Origin of the sequence: Streptomyces cadmiisoli (assembly GCF_003261055.1) — a bacterium.
Taxonomy (GTDB): domain Bacteria; phylum Actinomycetota; class Actinomycetes; order Streptomycetales; family Streptomycetaceae; genus Streptomyces; species Streptomyces cadmiisoli.
The window spans coordinates 854,283-869,055 of sequence record NZ_CP030074.1 but is presented as its reverse complement, the minus strand read 5'-3'; the positions used below and the strand labels follow the sequence as shown (position 1 = coordinate 869,055).

Sequence of the window (14,773 nt, the reverse complement as noted above, 5' to 3'; positions counted from 1 at the left end):
CGGGTTGTTCTCGGTGGCCTTCTCCGCGTCGATGAACGCGTAGCGCGCGGCTACTTCGTCGACTCCTTTGCGAAGAGGGCCGCCCGCCGCTCACCACGGTGCACCAGTCGCCTCCCCAGATGGCGAAGGAGGCGTCCCGCATGCTGTTCAGAAACGGCGAGTCCGGCAAGGGCGCCCAGCGCATCGATCTGGCTACGCACCTGGTGATCCGGCCGGGCCGGACGGGGGATGAGACGTCGGCCGGTCCCTTGAGGTCCGCTCCCCGATCCATGGAGGAGTCGGGAGAAGGGCAAACAGGTCGCCCCGGGAACGAGCCGCGGGCCTGGCCGGCGGGGGGAACACCGGTCGGGCCCGCGGCGTCCGGGGCGGCCAGGGGCACGTCACCTTGCGGCGCGGTCCAGGCGGAGGGCGGCGACGAGGAAGAAGATCCCTCCGAGGAGGGCGTAGCCGGCCAGGTTACCCAGGGAGGCGTCGGGCGTGCCCGCCTGCGCGAAGAAGGAGGCACCGGCGACGGTGGATATCGCGCCGCTGGCGATCATCGCCCACTGCCCTCCCATACGGCGTCGCAGTGCGCCGACCAGGAGCTGGACGATGCCGGCGGTGACGGCCCAGACACCCCAGACACGCAGCACCGCGGGGATACCGGACGCGGCCGCGACGGCGAGGCCGACACCGGTCAGGGTGCTGAGCGCGATGTTCAGGTACAGATGGCGTACCGGGCCGTCGTGCGTCCTGGCGGACCGGACGTCGACGACGGCGCACGCCACGTCAAACAGGGGGTAGAGCACAAGGAGCGTCGCGCTCAGCGGAGTCAGCGCGTCAGCTGTCGCGAACAGCAGCCCGGCCCATACGACGGCGAAGGCAAACCGCGTGAAGTAGAGCTTCCGCAGGGCGCTGGTGGGGGTCGTGACGACGAGGGTGTCCACGGGGGGCCTTTCGGTGGCAGGGCACGAGTGCTGGAGAGATCGGCCATCGGGTGCGGGCTGGGATGCGAAGCAGACGAGGGAGAACGTTCGGTCTCGTTGCATCTAAGGGCGCTCTGTGACCACCGTCAAGACCGAACGTTCTCCCTCATCGTCTGGTAACCTCCGATCCATGAGTCGGGGCACCCAGGGCGGCAGCACATCGGAACCACGAGCCAGGCTGCTCGGCACCGCAACGAAGATCTTCTACACCGAAGGTATCCATGCCGTCGGCATCGACCGGATCACCGCGGAGGCACAGGTGCCCCGCGCGACGCTCTACCGGCACTTCGCGGGCAAGGAAGAACTCGTCCTCGCCTATCTCGGCCTGGCCGACCAGGGGATCCGGGCGCAGATCGCGACCGCGCAGGCAAGCGGTGAGTCACCGGTCGACAAGGTCCGGGCCGCCTGCCGGTCCATCACGGACGGCATCCAGTCCCCCGGCTTCCGCGGCTGCGCCTTCCTCAACGCGGCCGCCGAGTATCCCGACCCGGCTCACCCCATCCATCAGGCTGTGCTGGCCCATCGCCAATGGTTCCTCGAGACCATGACGGAGCTGCTGGAAGGAGCCGGCTGCGCGCCCGCGGACGCAGCCGGCCGACACCTCGTGATGCTCAGGGACGGCGCCATGGCGGCCGGCTGCCTCTTCGACCCGCGACTGATCTCGGAGACCTTTCTGGGAGGCGTCGAAGGAATCCTTCGGACAGGCACCGACTCGGCAACCGAGCCGAACAGGACCGGCTGAGCACCCTCGGTCGGGGTCAAGCCCGGCCGTCGTCAGGCAGCCGGAACTCACGTCCCTCCCAACGGGTGCGCAGCCGGCGGTCATGACCGGCCAGCGCGACGGTGCCCGGGCCCGAGTGCAGGGCGCCCTCCGGTTCGTCGCACAGCGCGGGCGACAGGTGGTTCGTCGGTTCGTCAAGCAGCAGCGGTTCGGGCGGCCGCGCCAGCAGCAACGCCATGGCGCGGCTGCGGCGCTGACCCACCGACAGGTGCCCGACCGGCCTGTCGAGATCCGCCTCCCGCAGCAGGCCCAGGGAGTGGAGCGGTACGGCCTGCGCACGCTCGGCGCCGAGGAACGAGTCGTAGGTGCCACACACGGTGCGCTGCGGACGTGCGAAGACTGTGTCCTGGGCCAGCAGGCCGACCGTCAGGCCCGGATCGCCCCCGCACCTCACCCGTGGCCGGCGAGCACAGCGAGCACAGCGAGCAGCGTGGACTTCCCGACCGCGGCACGGTGGAGCGCGACCGCGTCCTTCCTGAACTCCTCCGGATACGGAGACTTGCGTCCCACGTGGGCATCCCTGCCTGGACCATCAAGATTCGTTGTCAGGGTGTCCATTCCAAAGGGTCAGCCTCAGAGCGCGGGATCAACCGCCTCAAGAGGCGCCACGCCGTCGCCACGCAATACGACAAACCGGCGGTCCGCTGCGAGGCGACGGTCCTCATTGCTGCCATCAACGAGTGGCTGTGATCAGTACCCTCACAGGCGCTTACGCGACCCTGACGACGTACTTGCCCTGGACACCGCCCGCCTCCAGCGCCCGGTGTGCCGCTGCTGTCTCCTCCAGGGGGAAGACCGTGTCCACCGCAGGGATCAACTTGCCCTCGACCACATGGCGGGCGAGGTCGTCGAAGTCCGCCCGCGTGGGGTTCCCGCTGAAGAAGCGCACCCGGCCGTGTCCGTGGACCGTGCTGGCCGCGATGTAGCCGAGCGACGCCGCAGGCCGTTTCGTGTCGAAGGCGATGGTGACCATGCGCCCGTGCGGATTCAGCAGGCGCCGGAAGGCCCGCAGGTCGGTCCCCGCGGTGTCCAGGACCACGTCGAAGCGGCCCAGTTCCGCCGGCCGCACGGTCCGGTGGTCGACGGCCTTGTGCGCGCCGAGCCTGCGGACGAAGTCGAGGTTGGCTGCACGGGCCAGGGCCGTGACCTCGGCGCCGTACGCCCGCCCGAGCTGGACGGCGGCGTTGCCGACACCGCCCGCCGCGCCCCGGACGAGGAGTCGTTCGCCGGGGCGCAGCCCGGCTTTGTCCCGCAGCGCGGTGATGGCCGTGGTGGCCACCGGCAGTGCGGCGGCCTCCACCAGGTCAAGGCCGTCGGGGAGCCGGCCGACCCGCTCGGCGGGCACGGTCACGTACTCGGCGGCGCTGCCGAACCCGGAGGTGCGGCCGAGGACCCCCCATACGCGGTCGCCGACCGCGAACCGTGTGACTCCGGCACCCAGTCCCGCGACCTCGCCGGTGAAGTCCAAGCCGATGCGCTTGGGGAACTTCCGGCCGCTCAGGAGGCGGAGACGGCCGGCACGGGCTGCCAGTTCGCCGCCGTTGACGCTGAACGCGCGCACCTTCACAAGGACCTCGCCGGTGGTCGGCTCGGGGCGTGGCACGCGGCCCGTGTACAGCACATCGGGTCCGCCGTAGCGGTCGTAGAGCACTGCTTTCATCATGCGGTCGTTCATCGTTCTGCCTTTGCCGTCCGGGGGCCGTACTGGGATCTGGCATCGACCGTAAACTCGTAAGCGGACGCAATCGTCCGTTTGGACCGGAAGCGAGAGACAGTGATGGCGGAATCCTCTCGGATCACAGCCCGGGACACAGTGCGGGCGGACGCCCGGCGCAACCGGGAGCGCCTCCTCGGCGCCGCCCGCGCGGTCTTTGCCGAGCACGGAATCGACGCCCCGATGGCGACTGTGGCCCGTCGAGCCGGGGTCGGCGTGGCGACGCTGTACCGGCACTTCCCGACCCGGGACGCCCTGGTGAGAGACGCATTCGCGCAGCAGATGGAGTCCTGCGCGCGGGCGCTCACCGAGGCTCTGGCCGCCCCTGACCCGTGGCAAGGCTTCCAGCAACTGGTCGAGACGGTCTGCGCTCTGCAACGGGAGGAACGCGGGTTCCCGGCCGCGTTCGTCGCGGCCTTCCCGGAAAGCACGTCAGAACACATGCAGTCCCGGCAACGAGCCGAGCGGGACCTCACGACCCTGGTACGCAGGGCCCAGGCCTCGGGCGCGCTGCGGACCGATTTTCACCCGTCCGACCTCGGCGTGGTCCTGTTGGCACACTGCGCTCTGATGACCGCCCTGCCGGACGACGAAGCGGCGTCCCGGCGCCTGGTGGCCTACCTGCTCCAGTCGTTCCGCACCGACAAGGCCAACAAACCGCTGCCCCCGCCGGCCGCACTGACACTGCGCAGCCTCCCGATTGCGACTGACGGTCCCCAGGGGCAGCGGCCCCCAACCCGGGTTCGACGCAATTCGACAGCCTAGAGCTCGGAATCTGGGGTCCGATCTGCGTGGACATGGGTGTGGCCGCTTGAAGGGCGTTTCTCTAGGCGGTGGTGTTGTGCCTGGTCAGCGAGGTGCGGGCTGAAGGTCCGCACGCGGACGTTCCCCGTATCACCGCGATCCCCAGCACGACACTTGCCGCCAGCCCCACCTCGCGGGTCTTCGTCATACGCACGATCAAACAGGGAGGGGGTGCCCAAGTCCGGAGGACACGGGAGCTGCCAGGCTGCGAGGTCGGCGTAGCGGCTTTGCGCGAGAGCCGCCATGGGGCGAGTTCTCATGGCCCCTGAACTCAGGCGCCTGCCGTCCCACCGCGGGAAACTCGAAGACGCCGTCCGCCACGCGAAAAGGGCCAGGTCAATGGCGCCGAGCACGGAATCGCCGTGTGACGAACGGTCGCGGCCGGCAACAGGGCACGGAGGACAACGGGGCGGAGGTCGGTGCCCCGGGCCGGTTCCGCGGCACTGCGGCCGACACGGCCGCCCACCAGCCGCTGGACCGTCGCGGGCGGGACGGCTGCCAAGCGGACCGACGTGGTGGACAACGCTGCACGCCGACACAGCCGGCTGCGACTCGGGACACTGCTCTTCGAGGTCCTCCGCGGCGCTGCGTGGCGGATCAACTGCGGGTGTTCACAACTGCCGGCGGTAGATCTGCCTCGTATGCGGCTGCAGCCAGACGCTGGAGCCCCTTCTCCGAGGTGCTGCCCGGCTGGGCGGTCCACACGACGATGTGCTGGTCGGGGGCGGTCGAGCTGGTGAGGGTGTCCCAGTCGAGGGTGAGCGTGCCGGCGGTGGGGTGGTGGAACACCTTGTTGCCGGTGCCCTGGACGGCGACCTCACGTGTCTGCCACCAGTTCCGGAAGTCGGTGTGGGGCCTCATCCTGGCCAGGAGACGCTGGAGGCGGGGGTCGTCCGGGCGACGGGCGGTGTGCATACGGAGGTAGGCCACGCATGCGTGTGCGCCGGTCTCCCAGTCGTCGTACAGGGCACGCAGGACGGGGTCGTTGAACAGTAGCCAGACGTAGTTGCGGTCTTCTTCGGTGACTTGTCCGAAGTCGATGAGGAGGGCTGCGGCGAGCCGGTTCCAGGCCAGCACGTCCATGGTGTCGGACAGGACCAGGGCGGGTGATCCGGTCAGCTGGTCGAGGAGCCTGCGAGTGTGCGGGGTGACACCTCGGTCCGGTCGGACAGGCGCTTCGATCGGTGGACGGCCGGCAATCTCGAACAGGTAGGAGCGCTGGTCGTCGGTGAGGCGCAGGGCCCGGACGATCGCCTCCAGGACAGGGACGGATGCCTGCATGCGGCCCTGTTCGACACGGGTGTAGTAGTCGGTGCTGATGGCGGCCAGCTGGGCGACCTCCTCGCGGCGCAGGCCCGCCACCCTCCGCCGGGGTCCGGTGTCCGGCAGCCCTACCTGGAGGGGATCCAGCTCGGCCCGGCGCGCCTTGAGGAATGTGCCCAGTTCCTTCTGGTCGGCGTTGCCGCTGCTCATGGTTCCAGTGTGGCAGCGGCTCAGGTCAGCCGGGTAGCGAGCGGCCGGTGTCGGCGCTGGTCCCGGTGGTGGCCGCGGTCGTGGCGTTGGCCCAGGAGGCGAGGATGCGCAGCGCGTCGTGGGACGGGGAGCCGGGTTCGGCGGACCAGACCACGAGTTGTTGATCGGTGTCGGTGGTGGAGGCGAGGGTGTCCCAGTCGAGGGTCAGCTCGCCGACGACCGGGTGCCTGAGTGTCTTCGTGCCGACTCCTCGCACTGCTACGTGATGGTCGGCCCACCACCGGCGGAAATCGGCGTCCTGGACCGACAGCTCGCCGACGAGTGTGGTGAGGCGCGGGTTGTCCGGGTCGCGGGCCGCTTCCATGCGCAGCTGTGCCACACAGGTGTGGGCGACGTTCTTCCAGTCGGCGTACAGCTCCCGCATTTTCGGGTCGGTGAAAACCAGGTGTATATAGTTCCGACGCTTCTCCGGAATGTGTGAGAAATCGGTGACAAGGGCTGTCGCGAGTGGATTCCACGCGAGAATGTCCATGCGTCGGCCGAGAATGATTCCCGGGGTCGTGGCCAGGTCGTCGAGCAGACGCTGCAGCCGGGGTTGTGCTTTCTGGGCGGAGCGGCGTGCCGGCTTGCCCGAGGGGCGCCCGGCGAGCTGGAACATGTAGGTGCGCTGGTCGTCGTCCAGGTGCAGGACTCGCGCCAGTGTGTTCAGCACCGGAGCCGATGCCTGCATGCGGCCCTGTTCCAAGCGGGTGTAGTAGTCCGTACTGATCACGGCCAGGGCGGCGACCTCCTCGCGGCGCAGCCCCGGGACACGGCGGCGGCCTCCGCTCTCGGGGAGGCCGGCCGATCGTGGGCTCAGATCGGCCCGGCGTGCCTTCAAGAAGGCCCCCAGTTCATCGGGGCGTGCACTACTGGTCATGGTCTCCAGTGTTACCCGGAAGGCAACTGGAGTGGCAGGGACACTTTTATCCCTGGATGGATTCCTCCCCGGATGAAAGTCTCCTCTGGTGGAGGCGCATGGCGCGTGCGAGTGTCGTCCTGTGGCCAAGAGAAGAAAGACGGCGAGGCGAATGCTCGCCGGCGTCTAACAATTCGGAACCGAGAACTTCCGTATCCGACGGAATCGAGCAGGCGCCACGATGCCGTCTCGGGGCCCCGCCCATATGGCCTTGCACGACAAGGACCAGTACAGGATGTCGGCTCGCCCCCGACCGGCGGAGTTCTTCACCGGGAACCTTTCGGCTCGGGTCTGTCCCGACCGTGGGTCGGACACATCCTCCGCTCACGGCCACTACCGGCTTTGAATCAACAGAGAAAACGGAGCCATCCTCCTCATGAAGCACATCAGTCTCGGCGGACTCGACGTCTCGCGCGTCGGCCTCGGCGCCATGTCGATGTCCGCCTACTACACCGGTGCCGGCAGTGACGACGCCGAGGCCGTCCGCGCCATCCACCGCGCGCTCGACCTGGGTGTCACCCACATCGACACCGCGGAGATCTACGGCCCGTACACCAATGAGGAACTCGTCGGCCGAGCCGTGAAGGACCGCCGGGACCAGGTCGTGCTGGCGACGAAGTTCGGCGGCATCTCCTACACCGGCCGCCCGGGGCTGGACAGCAGCCCGGCCAGCATCCGCACCGCTGTCGAAGGCTCGCTGCGCCGTCTGGGCACCGACTACATCGATCTGTACTACCAGCACCGGGTCGACCCGGACACCCCGATCGAGGAGACGGTCGGCGCCCTGGCCGATCTCGTCGCCGAGGGCAAGATCCGCCATATCGGCCTGTCCGAGGCCGGCCCGGCGACGATCCGCCGCGCCCACCTCGTGCATCCCGTCGCCGCCCTGCAGACGGAGTACTCCCTGTGGACTCGCGACCCCGAGGCCGAGCTGCTGCCCCTGCTGCGTGAGCTGGGCATCGGCTTCGTCCCCTACTCGCCTCTCGGCCACGGCTTCCTCACCGGGAAGATCCGGTCCACCCAGGATTTCGCCGAGGACGACTGGCGCAGGATCAATCCGCGCTTCATCGGCGAGAACTTCCAGCGCAATCTGCGGATCGTCGACGAGGTCGAGGCCGTCGCGGCGGAAGCGGGCGCGACACCGGCACAGGTCGCTCTGGCCTGGCTCCTCGCCCAGGGTGATGACATCGCCCCCATCCCCGGCACCAAGCGGGTCTCGCGCGTCGAGGAGAACACCGCCGCTGACCGCGTCGAACTCACCGGCGAACAGATCGACCGGCTCAACAACCTGACCCCGGCCTCCGGAGAGCGTCACGACGAAGCCGGAATGGCCGTCATCGACTCCTGAGCCGGAAAAGGAGCTGAACCCCCTCATGCCCTCTATCGATCGTGTCCTCGTCGTCGGGGCCACCGGCCGCACCGGGCAGCACGTCGTCGCCGCGGCGACCGCCCGCGGTCTGACCGCCGTGGCCCTCGCCCGCAGCGCATCCCATGCCCGCAAGGCACTGCCGCCTGACACCGAGATCGTCGTCGGCGACCTCACGGCACCGGACACCCTCACAGCGGCGGTCCAGGACATCGACGCGGTGATCTTCGTCCACGGATCGGACGACGACGCCCGCCCCGAGTCCTTCGAACGCATCGACTACGGCGGCGTCTCGAACGTCCTGCGTGCGCTCGGGGAGCGCCGGACCCGGATCGTCCTGCAGACGACCATCTTCGTCACCCGCCGCAGCCATTCCTTCAACGACGGCGGTCACGCCCTGGACTGGAAGCGCCGCTCCGAGCGGCTCGTACGGCTCAGCGGCGCCCCGTACACGATCGTGCGCCCCGGCTGGCTGGATGCCGGCGAGGGCGGAGCGCAGCTGCGGATCGAGCAGGGCGACACGGGCGAAGACGGAGTGAGCCGCGAGGCCCTCGGCGGCCTCCTGGTCGAGGCGCTGCTGGACGACGCGGCCGTCGGCAAGACCTTCGAGGTCTTCTCCGGGCCCGGACGGGCCACCAAGGACTTCACCGCCCTGTTCGCCAAGGCCCAGCCGGACGCCTCCGGTGCCCTCGACGCCGTCAAGGACGCCGCCAACCTGCCCCTGGACGCCGAACCGGCCCACGTCAGGGACGACCTCGCGCACCTGCGCACCCACTGAAACCGCACCGCACCGACACACAACAGGAACAGACAATGGAAACCATCACCTTCCCCAACGGCCCGATCACCATGGCGGGCAACCTCTACCTGCCCGACGGCTTCGCCCCGGACACCCGTCACGCGGCCATCGTCGTCGTCCACCCCGGTGGCGGCGTGAAGGAACAGGCCGCCGGCCTGTACGCGAGCAAGCTCGCCGAGCAGGGCTTCGTGGCGCTCGCCTTCGACGCCTCCTTCCAGGGCGACAGCGGCGGCGAGCCCCACCACCTGGAAGACCCTTACGCCCGCGTCGAGGACGTCCGCGCCGCCGTCGACTACATCCAGTCCCTCGACTACGTCGACCCGGAGCGCATCGGCACCCTGGGCGTCTGCGCCGGCGGCGGATACAGCGTCAACGCCGCCATGACCGACTACCGGATCAAGGCCCTCACCACCGTGAGCGCCGTCAACATCGGCACCTCCTTCCGCCGCGGCTGGTACGGCACCGACTCCGACGCGGCCGCCGTGCCCACCCTCAGGGCACTCGCCGAGCAGCGGACCGCCGAGGCCACGAAGGGCGCCGACCCGGCCTACCTGCCCTACGTCCCGCCGGAGCCGGACGAGAACACCCCGCGCGACCTGGCCGAGGCCGGCGACTACTACCTCACCCCGCGCGCCCAGCACCCCAACGCCAAGAACAAGTTCCTGTTCACCAAGAGCGTCTCGCGGATCTTCACCTTCGACGCCTTCCACATGGTCGAGGACCTCCTCACCCAGCCGATCCTCATCGTGGCCGGCAGCGAGGCCGGGTCGCTGTGGATGTCCACCGAACTGCACGGCCGGGTCCGCAGCCCCAAGCAGCTCCAGGTCGTCGAGGGCGGCAGGCACATGAGCTTCTACGACGTGCCCGAGTACGTCGACCGCGCCATCGCCCAGGCCGCCCCGTTCTTCCGGGAGCACCTGACGGGCGAGCCCGCCGACAACGACTGATCACCTGTGGGACGCACGGCCCCGCCCGAGCCACTGGCCGCGACCCGCTTCACTGACAAGGAGTTGCACCCATGACCGACAACATCAAGCACGTCGCGGTCAAGGCACTCGCCTGGGACCTGGCCGCTGACATCTACCTCCCGCCCGGCTTCGACGAGAGCCGGACCTACCCCGCCATCGTCAGCGTTCACCCCATCGGCTCGTGCAAGGAACAGACCGCCGGCAACGTATACGGAACGGCGCTGGCGGACGAAGGATTCGTCGTCATCGCCTTCGACGCCAGCTTCCAGGGCGCAAGCGGCGGTGAACCGCGGTCGACCGAGGACCCGGTGTTCCGGGCCCAGGACATCAGCTACGTCATCGACCACCTGGTGACGCTGCCCTATGTCGCCGCCGACCGCATCGGGGTCATCGGCGTGTGCGGTGGCGGAGGTTACTCCATCAACGCCGCCATGACCGACCGCCGCATCAAGGCCGTCGGCAGCGTCACAGGCGTGAACTTCGGGCGCCTCATGCACGAGTCCTTCAGCGGCTACGACCCCATCGGCGCCCTCGACGCCGTGGCCGAGCAGCGCACGGCCGAGGCAAGGGGAGAAGAGCGGCGGGTCACCCAGTACCTGCCGGCGTCTCCCGAGGCCGCCAAGGAGCAGGGTCTGACCGAACTCGACCTGTCCGAGGCCACCGCGTACTACCGCACCGAGCGCGGCGAGAAGCCCAATGGCCGTACCGAGGGACTGTTCTCCCGGCAGGCTTCCGCGATCGGCTGGGACGCCTTCCACCGCGCCGAGGTGCTCCTGACGCGGCCGCTGTGCGTAGTGGTCGGAGACAAGCCCGGTGCGTTCGGCGCCTACCGGGACGGCCTGGAGATCTACCGCCGCGCGGCATCACAGGACAAGGAACTGGTCGTGGCGGAAGGCTTCTCCCACTACGACCTGTACGACCAGCCCGAACCGGTCAAGATCGCCCTGGATCACCTGATCCCGTTCTACAAGAAGCACCTCGGCCCGTGACGCCGCCCCGCCCAGCCGAACAACCGTCGGCTGGGCGGGCCGTTTGTGTCGTTGCGGTGGCCGGGCATGCATGTCCGGCCACCGCAACCGGCCCCGGACCGACGCCGACAGGCCCCCGCCCGGAGCAGACGTAGGAGACCACGGATCATGAGCAGCGTGCCCGAGTCACTCATACTGCGTCGGCCGGTGTCCCCCCTCGAACCGCTCCACGACCTGTTGATCCACCCGGTGAGCTTCACGTCGTTGCCCCGGACCGGTGTGAACAGGGCCGCGAAGTCGCCTACAAGGTTGGCGAGTTCGGTCATCTCCGGGCAGGCTGCGGTGATCTTCTCCAGCAGGACGGTCTGTTTCGGGGCAGGTGGTCCGGGTCGGTGAGGAGGAGCCGCACGGCGCGGCGCGGAGTGGTGACGGGCCGGTCGCCGTCGGCGCGGCCCTGGTTGAGGTATTTATGCGAGCCGTTGAGGCTGCTGGTGTATCCGAGTGACTTGATCCCGTGGAAGAAGTAAAGGACAGGGCCGCCCGGCCCCTCGGCGCGGCGTCGACGCAGGTGCTCGCGGTAGGCGTCAACAAGAGTGGGCCGGTAGGCCGGTGCGATGCGCAGGCCCGTGGGCTCGGGCATGCGGGCGCCGCGCTCAGCAGTATTCAGCGCCAGGCCCAGGCGGCGGGAGCAGTCCAGCAGCCCGACGCCCTGGCCGAGCAGGGTGTGGATCTTGTTCCAGCGTTCACGGGGGTCTGCTCGCCTACTCCGCCGGGCAGCGGCGGGTTGAGGACCGCGCTCAGCAGTCGGCGTGGGCACGGATTTCGAGCCGGACCTTGTCGCACAGGTTGCGCCACACATGCCGGCGGTCGCTGACCTGCACCGCATCGGGCAGGGTGCGGTGGATGGCTTCGGCGTAGGTGGCTGAGCCGTCCCGGCAAACCGTCGTGATGCCGGGATGTCCGCGGAGCCAGGCTTCGAGGGGACCGGCGTCCCGGCCGGGCAGGACCTCGACGCGCCGGCCGGTGACGGCATCGGTGATGATCGTGGCGTAGTGGTGGCGGCGACGCAGCGCGAAGTCATCCACTCCGATCACCGCGGGGACCGGTGCTTCGGGGTCGGCAGGCGTCACAGCCACCTGAGCTTGGTGGTACGGGAGACCGGCACGGCCAGCCGACCGGAGAGTCGTGCGGCCGCCCGACCGCACAACTCCCGCGCCACCTCGTCGATCTGCCTGGAATGCCGGCAATCCCGAAGACACCTTTTTCACCGGCGAGTTGACCTACACCACAAGATCATGATCGCTGATGGCTACTGGCCGTCACCACCGACTCCGGGCCAGACCCGCCTATTGGACACTCCCCTCTTCGTTGCTGTCGCCTGCGGCTATGCGGCATCACGGACCGGGTGTTGCCGGTGGGGCCTGCCTGTCAGGATGCGGCCATGGAGTCTTCGAAGATCGTTGAAGCGTTGTGGGACCGTATGCAGGCCCGGGACTGGGAAGGCCTGGGTGAGTTGCTGGCCGATGACCTGGTGGTCGAGTGGCCCGTGAGCGGCGAGAGGATCGTGGGTCGCGGCAACTTCGTGAGCATCAACGCGGAGTATCCGGAGGGGTGGTCGATTCGGGTGCTGCGGATCGTGGCGGACGGCGAGGCAGTGGTCTCTGAAGTGGAGGTCCCGCACGACGCCATGGGGGTCCACCGCGTGGCATCGTTCTGGACCGTTCGGGACGGCAAGATCGTACGCGGGCGGGAGTACTGGACCGAGCTGGGTACGGACCCGTCGCCGGAATGGCGGGCTGCGTACGTACAGCGGATGTAGGCCGCTCGCGTTGACCGTCCGTGCGTCTGTCGTGAGCCGGCTGCCAGTCCTTGCGGTGCCCTGCAGGGGCAAGGACGGTAACCCTGGGCTGCGGCTGGTCGTGGTCTCGGCGCCTCGCTTCATTCACACCCGACGCCATGCCACGCACCCCCGGCCCTACCGCCATCTCGCGCCGCGACAGCGCTCCGCCCTGGTCGACGATGGAGCAGCGGGTCCAGGCTGTCACTTGCTCCGGCCGACGGTTCACCGGACACACAGCGTCCCGGAGTTCCTGGGGCCGCTTCAGGCTCCGGCGGGCCATGACCCTCCGATGATGGGCGGGCATGTCGCCGTCCCTGGATCAGTCGGACACAGTGAGGACGCTTCAGAAATCGCGAAGTTCCGTCAGGCCAGGAAGAGGCACCGGAGAAAGGGCGAACCTCCTGGTCACGGGATTGAGGACTCAACGGGGCTCAGGGCAACTCACGGAATGTCGCACAGTCAGAGTCTCCAACAGACCCGGAGCGGTTCACTGTTCGACTGGCAGTGGGCTTGATCGCCCGACCTATTCCACGCAAGGACCGGCCCATCGAGACCGAGATGCCTGATCGACTTCCGGGGCCGCCGGCCTCGATATCGAGGCCGGCGGCGCCGACCAAGTCCTGCGCCCCTTCCGCGCCCCGCACGCCATGCTGAGGAGGAGTTCTGTTCTGGCGCTTGAGCGGAGCACATCCTGCGGCGTGTCGGCGTACGGCCCGCTCGGTGAGCCATGGCTATGCGGCAGGAGGGAAGTCCGCGCCGCGTGAGGCGGCTTCGTGGGCGCGCAACTCTTCGATCATGCTGTCCAACTGGCCGTGGACGGCGTCGTAGCCGGCCGTGCCCAGAACGAGCCGGTGGGGTGTCGAGCCGGATCCGGCTGGAGGATCGAGAGTGTCCGCTGTCGACCACGGTGCAGCACGTCGGCGAGTGGTGGACGCTGCTGATCCTCCACGACGCCTTCGACGGCTATACGCGCTTCGATCAGTTCCAGCAGAGCCTGGGCATTTCCACCAGCATGCTCACCGCGCGACTGAAGGCCCTGGTCGCCGACGGCCTGCTGGAACGGCGCCCCTACCAGGCGAACCCTGTCCGTCACGAGTACGTCCTCACCGAGCGCGGGTACTCCCTGCGCCCCGTGATCGTCGCCTTGGCCGCCTGGGGCAACCGGCACCTCGACCCACAGGACGATTTCCGATGAGTGCCTTGCAGGGCCGCTCGGCCCCTGCGGCACCTTCAAAACCTGGGTCGCTTGAACAACCCGGGTCACCCCCTTTTTGTTACATGATTCGGGGTCATGACCGCCCCCGAAGCGGACCACCTTGTCGCCGAGCCGGTTGTCCGCGCAGAGATCACAATCGGGTACGCCCGGGTCTCGACAGGCGGGCGGAAGCCGGAGCGGCAGCCACCTCGATCGCCAAGCTGCTGGGCGTCTCGCCGGGCACTCTCTACGACCACATCCCGGTTCTGCAGGAACTACGCACGGGCGCCGTGTCCCGCAAGCTTGAAGCGCCCGCGAAACAGTCGAAGCCCTACGGCGTCCACCGCAGCGGCGAGTCCCGGTTTCGGCGCGCGACGGGCAGGGCCCTCACGGGGAGCAGTGTCCCGCGCTACCAGCAACCCGCCGATGGCATTCGTACTCTCGCCGCACTGCGGCAGGTGCGGTCGACTGCGGGATCCACGACTCCTGATCCCGGACGTCCGTCGTTGATGAGGCTCCCTGAATCTCATCGCCCGGTGTTCGGGGGTGGGAGTGACCTGTTCGCCGGCGCCTCCCACCCACGCCGCTGACCTGGGCCCTTTCAGGCAGGCTTTCGGCCAAGTATGCAGAGGCCCTCGTGGCGGTCTCGGAACTGATCTTCCGTGGCCGCTCATGTGTGCGACATGGCCGGCTGCTTGCCGGGCGTCCTTGCCCTTTGAGTGCACGGCCACGCCGCCGGACCTGTGCGGCTGTCGGGCGGGCTGCTTCTCCTTCGGGTTGTGATCACGTCCGGACTCGTCGGCCCTGCCTGCCTGACATCCCCGCTGAACAGGCGCAATGGACATAAGTGCAGGGGCTGTCCAAGAACGCCCGCGCGTGGTTCGCACACCCTGAGGGAACCACGCTGTGCACATGACTGAATACGTAGAGTGTCGGCCCGCT

The 14,773-nt window shown here is 68.8% G+C and carries 13 protein-coding genes and 2 pseudogenes; 8 read left to right on the top strand and 7 right to left on the bottom strand.

The annotated features are described in order from the left end of the window. Nucleotides 1–380: 380 nt before the first annotated feature. Complete coding sequence (locus DN051_RS44235; protein WP_112443322.1) at nt 381–926, bottom strand: hypothetical protein; 546 nt, start codon at nt 924–926, stop codon at nt 381–383. Between the two features lie 169 nt (nt 927–1,095). Here DN051_RS44235 and DN051_RS44230 point away from each other — a divergent pair, with 169 nt between their 5' ends. Continuing rightward, nucleotides 1,096–1,707: a TetR/AcrR family transcriptional regulator gene (locus DN051_RS44230; RefSeq protein WP_112443321.1), complete on the top strand. Its 612-nt coding sequence runs from the start codon at nt 1,096–1,098 to the stop codon at nt 1,705–1,707. 16 nt (nt 1,708–1,723) lie between these two features. On the opposite strand, the gene DN051_RS44225 is transcribed toward DN051_RS44230, so the two are convergent. Together DN051_RS44225 and DN051_RS44215 are read right to left on the bottom strand one after the other, a co-directional pair. Beyond that, on the bottom strand, nt 1,724–2,062 hold the full coding sequence (locus tag DN051_RS44225) for an ATP-binding cassette domain-containing protein (protein WP_425471813.1): 339 nt from the start codon (nt 2,060–2,062) through the stop codon (nt 1,724–1,726). Between the two features lie 393 nt (nt 2,063–2,455). Next, complete coding sequence (locus DN051_RS44215) at nt 2,456–3,421, bottom strand: NAD(P)-dependent alcohol dehydrogenase (RefSeq protein WP_112443320.1); 966 nt, start codon at nt 3,419–3,421, stop codon at nt 2,456–2,458. Between the two features lie 102 nt (nt 3,422–3,523). On the opposite strand from DN051_RS44215, the gene DN051_RS44210 reads away from it, so the two are divergent. Continuing rightward, nucleotides 3,524–4,225, top strand: a complete 702-nt coding sequence (locus tag DN051_RS44210; protein ID WP_112443414.1) for a TetR/AcrR family transcriptional regulator — start codon at nt 3,524–3,526, stop codon at nt 4,223–4,225. Between the two features lie 61 nt (nt 4,226–4,286). On the opposite strand, the gene DN051_RS47450 is transcribed toward DN051_RS44210, so the two are convergent. From DN051_RS47450 to DN051_RS44195, 3 genes are all read right to left on the bottom strand, one after another. Further along, nucleotides 4,287–4,412 (bottom strand): hypothetical protein, encoded by a 126-nt coding sequence (locus tag DN051_RS47450; RefSeq protein ID WP_281289077.1) that lies wholly within the window; start codon nt 4,410–4,412, stop codon nt 4,287–4,289. A gap of 449 nt (nt 4,413–4,861) precedes the next feature. Next, nucleotides 4,862–5,737 carry a helix-turn-helix domain-containing protein gene (locus DN051_RS44200; protein ID WP_112443318.1) on the bottom strand — a complete coding sequence of 292 codons (876 nt, stop codon included), beginning with the start codon at nt 5,735–5,737 and terminating at the stop codon, nt 4,862–4,864. Nucleotides 5,738–5,762: 25 nt separating this feature from the next. After that, nucleotides 5,763–6,656: a helix-turn-helix domain-containing protein gene (locus DN051_RS44195; protein ID WP_053763404.1), complete on the bottom strand. Its 894-nt coding sequence runs from the start codon at nt 6,654–6,656 to the stop codon at nt 5,763–5,765. Between the two features lie 415 nt (nt 6,657–7,071). On the opposite strand from DN051_RS44195, the gene DN051_RS44190 reads away from it, so the two are divergent. The 4 genes from DN051_RS44190 to DN051_RS44175 all read left to right on the top strand — a co-directional run bounded on the left by DN051_RS44190 (nt 7,072) and on the right by DN051_RS44175 (nt 10,817). Continuing rightward, complete coding sequence (locus DN051_RS44190; protein ID WP_053763405.1) at nt 7,072–8,043, top strand: aldo/keto reductase; 972 nt, start codon at nt 7,072–7,074, stop codon at nt 8,041–8,043. A gap of 25 nt (nt 8,044–8,068) precedes the next feature. Then, a complete protein-coding gene (locus tag DN051_RS44185) occupies nt 8,069–8,839 on the top strand; it encodes an SDR family oxidoreductase (protein WP_112443317.1) in 771 nt (256 codons plus the stop codon). Nucleotides 8,840–8,874: 35 nt separating this feature from the next. Continuing rightward, nucleotides 8,875–9,807 carry an alpha/beta hydrolase gene (locus tag DN051_RS44180; protein ID WP_053763407.1) on the top strand — a complete coding sequence of 311 codons (933 nt, stop codon included), beginning with the start codon at nt 8,875–8,877 and terminating at the stop codon, nt 9,805–9,807. A 71-nt stretch (nt 9,808–9,878) separates the two neighbouring features. Next, nucleotides 9,879–10,817, top strand: coding sequence for an alpha/beta hydrolase (locus DN051_RS44175; RefSeq protein WP_199315036.1), 939 nt, complete (start codon nt 9,879–9,881; stop codon nt 10,815–10,817). A gap of 218 nt (nt 10,818–11,035) precedes the next feature. On the opposite strand, the pseudogene DN051_RS47110 reads toward DN051_RS44175, so the two are convergent. Next, a pseudogene (locus tag DN051_RS47110) lies at nt 11,036–12,015 on the bottom strand (transposase); the annotation flags it as partial. A 222-nt stretch (nt 12,016–12,237) separates the two neighbouring features. On the opposite strand from DN051_RS47110, the gene DN051_RS44165 reads away from it, so the two are divergent. Then, nucleotides 12,238–12,615, top strand: a complete 378-nt coding sequence (locus DN051_RS44165; protein WP_112443315.1) for a nuclear transport factor 2 family protein — start codon at nt 12,238–12,240, stop codon at nt 12,613–12,615. An 877-nt stretch (nt 12,616–13,492) separates the two neighbouring features. After that, nucleotides 13,493–13,816: pseudogene (locus DN051_RS44155) on the top strand (winged helix-turn-helix transcriptional regulator); the annotation flags it as partial. Between the last annotated feature and the right edge of the window lie 957 nt (nt 13,817–14,773).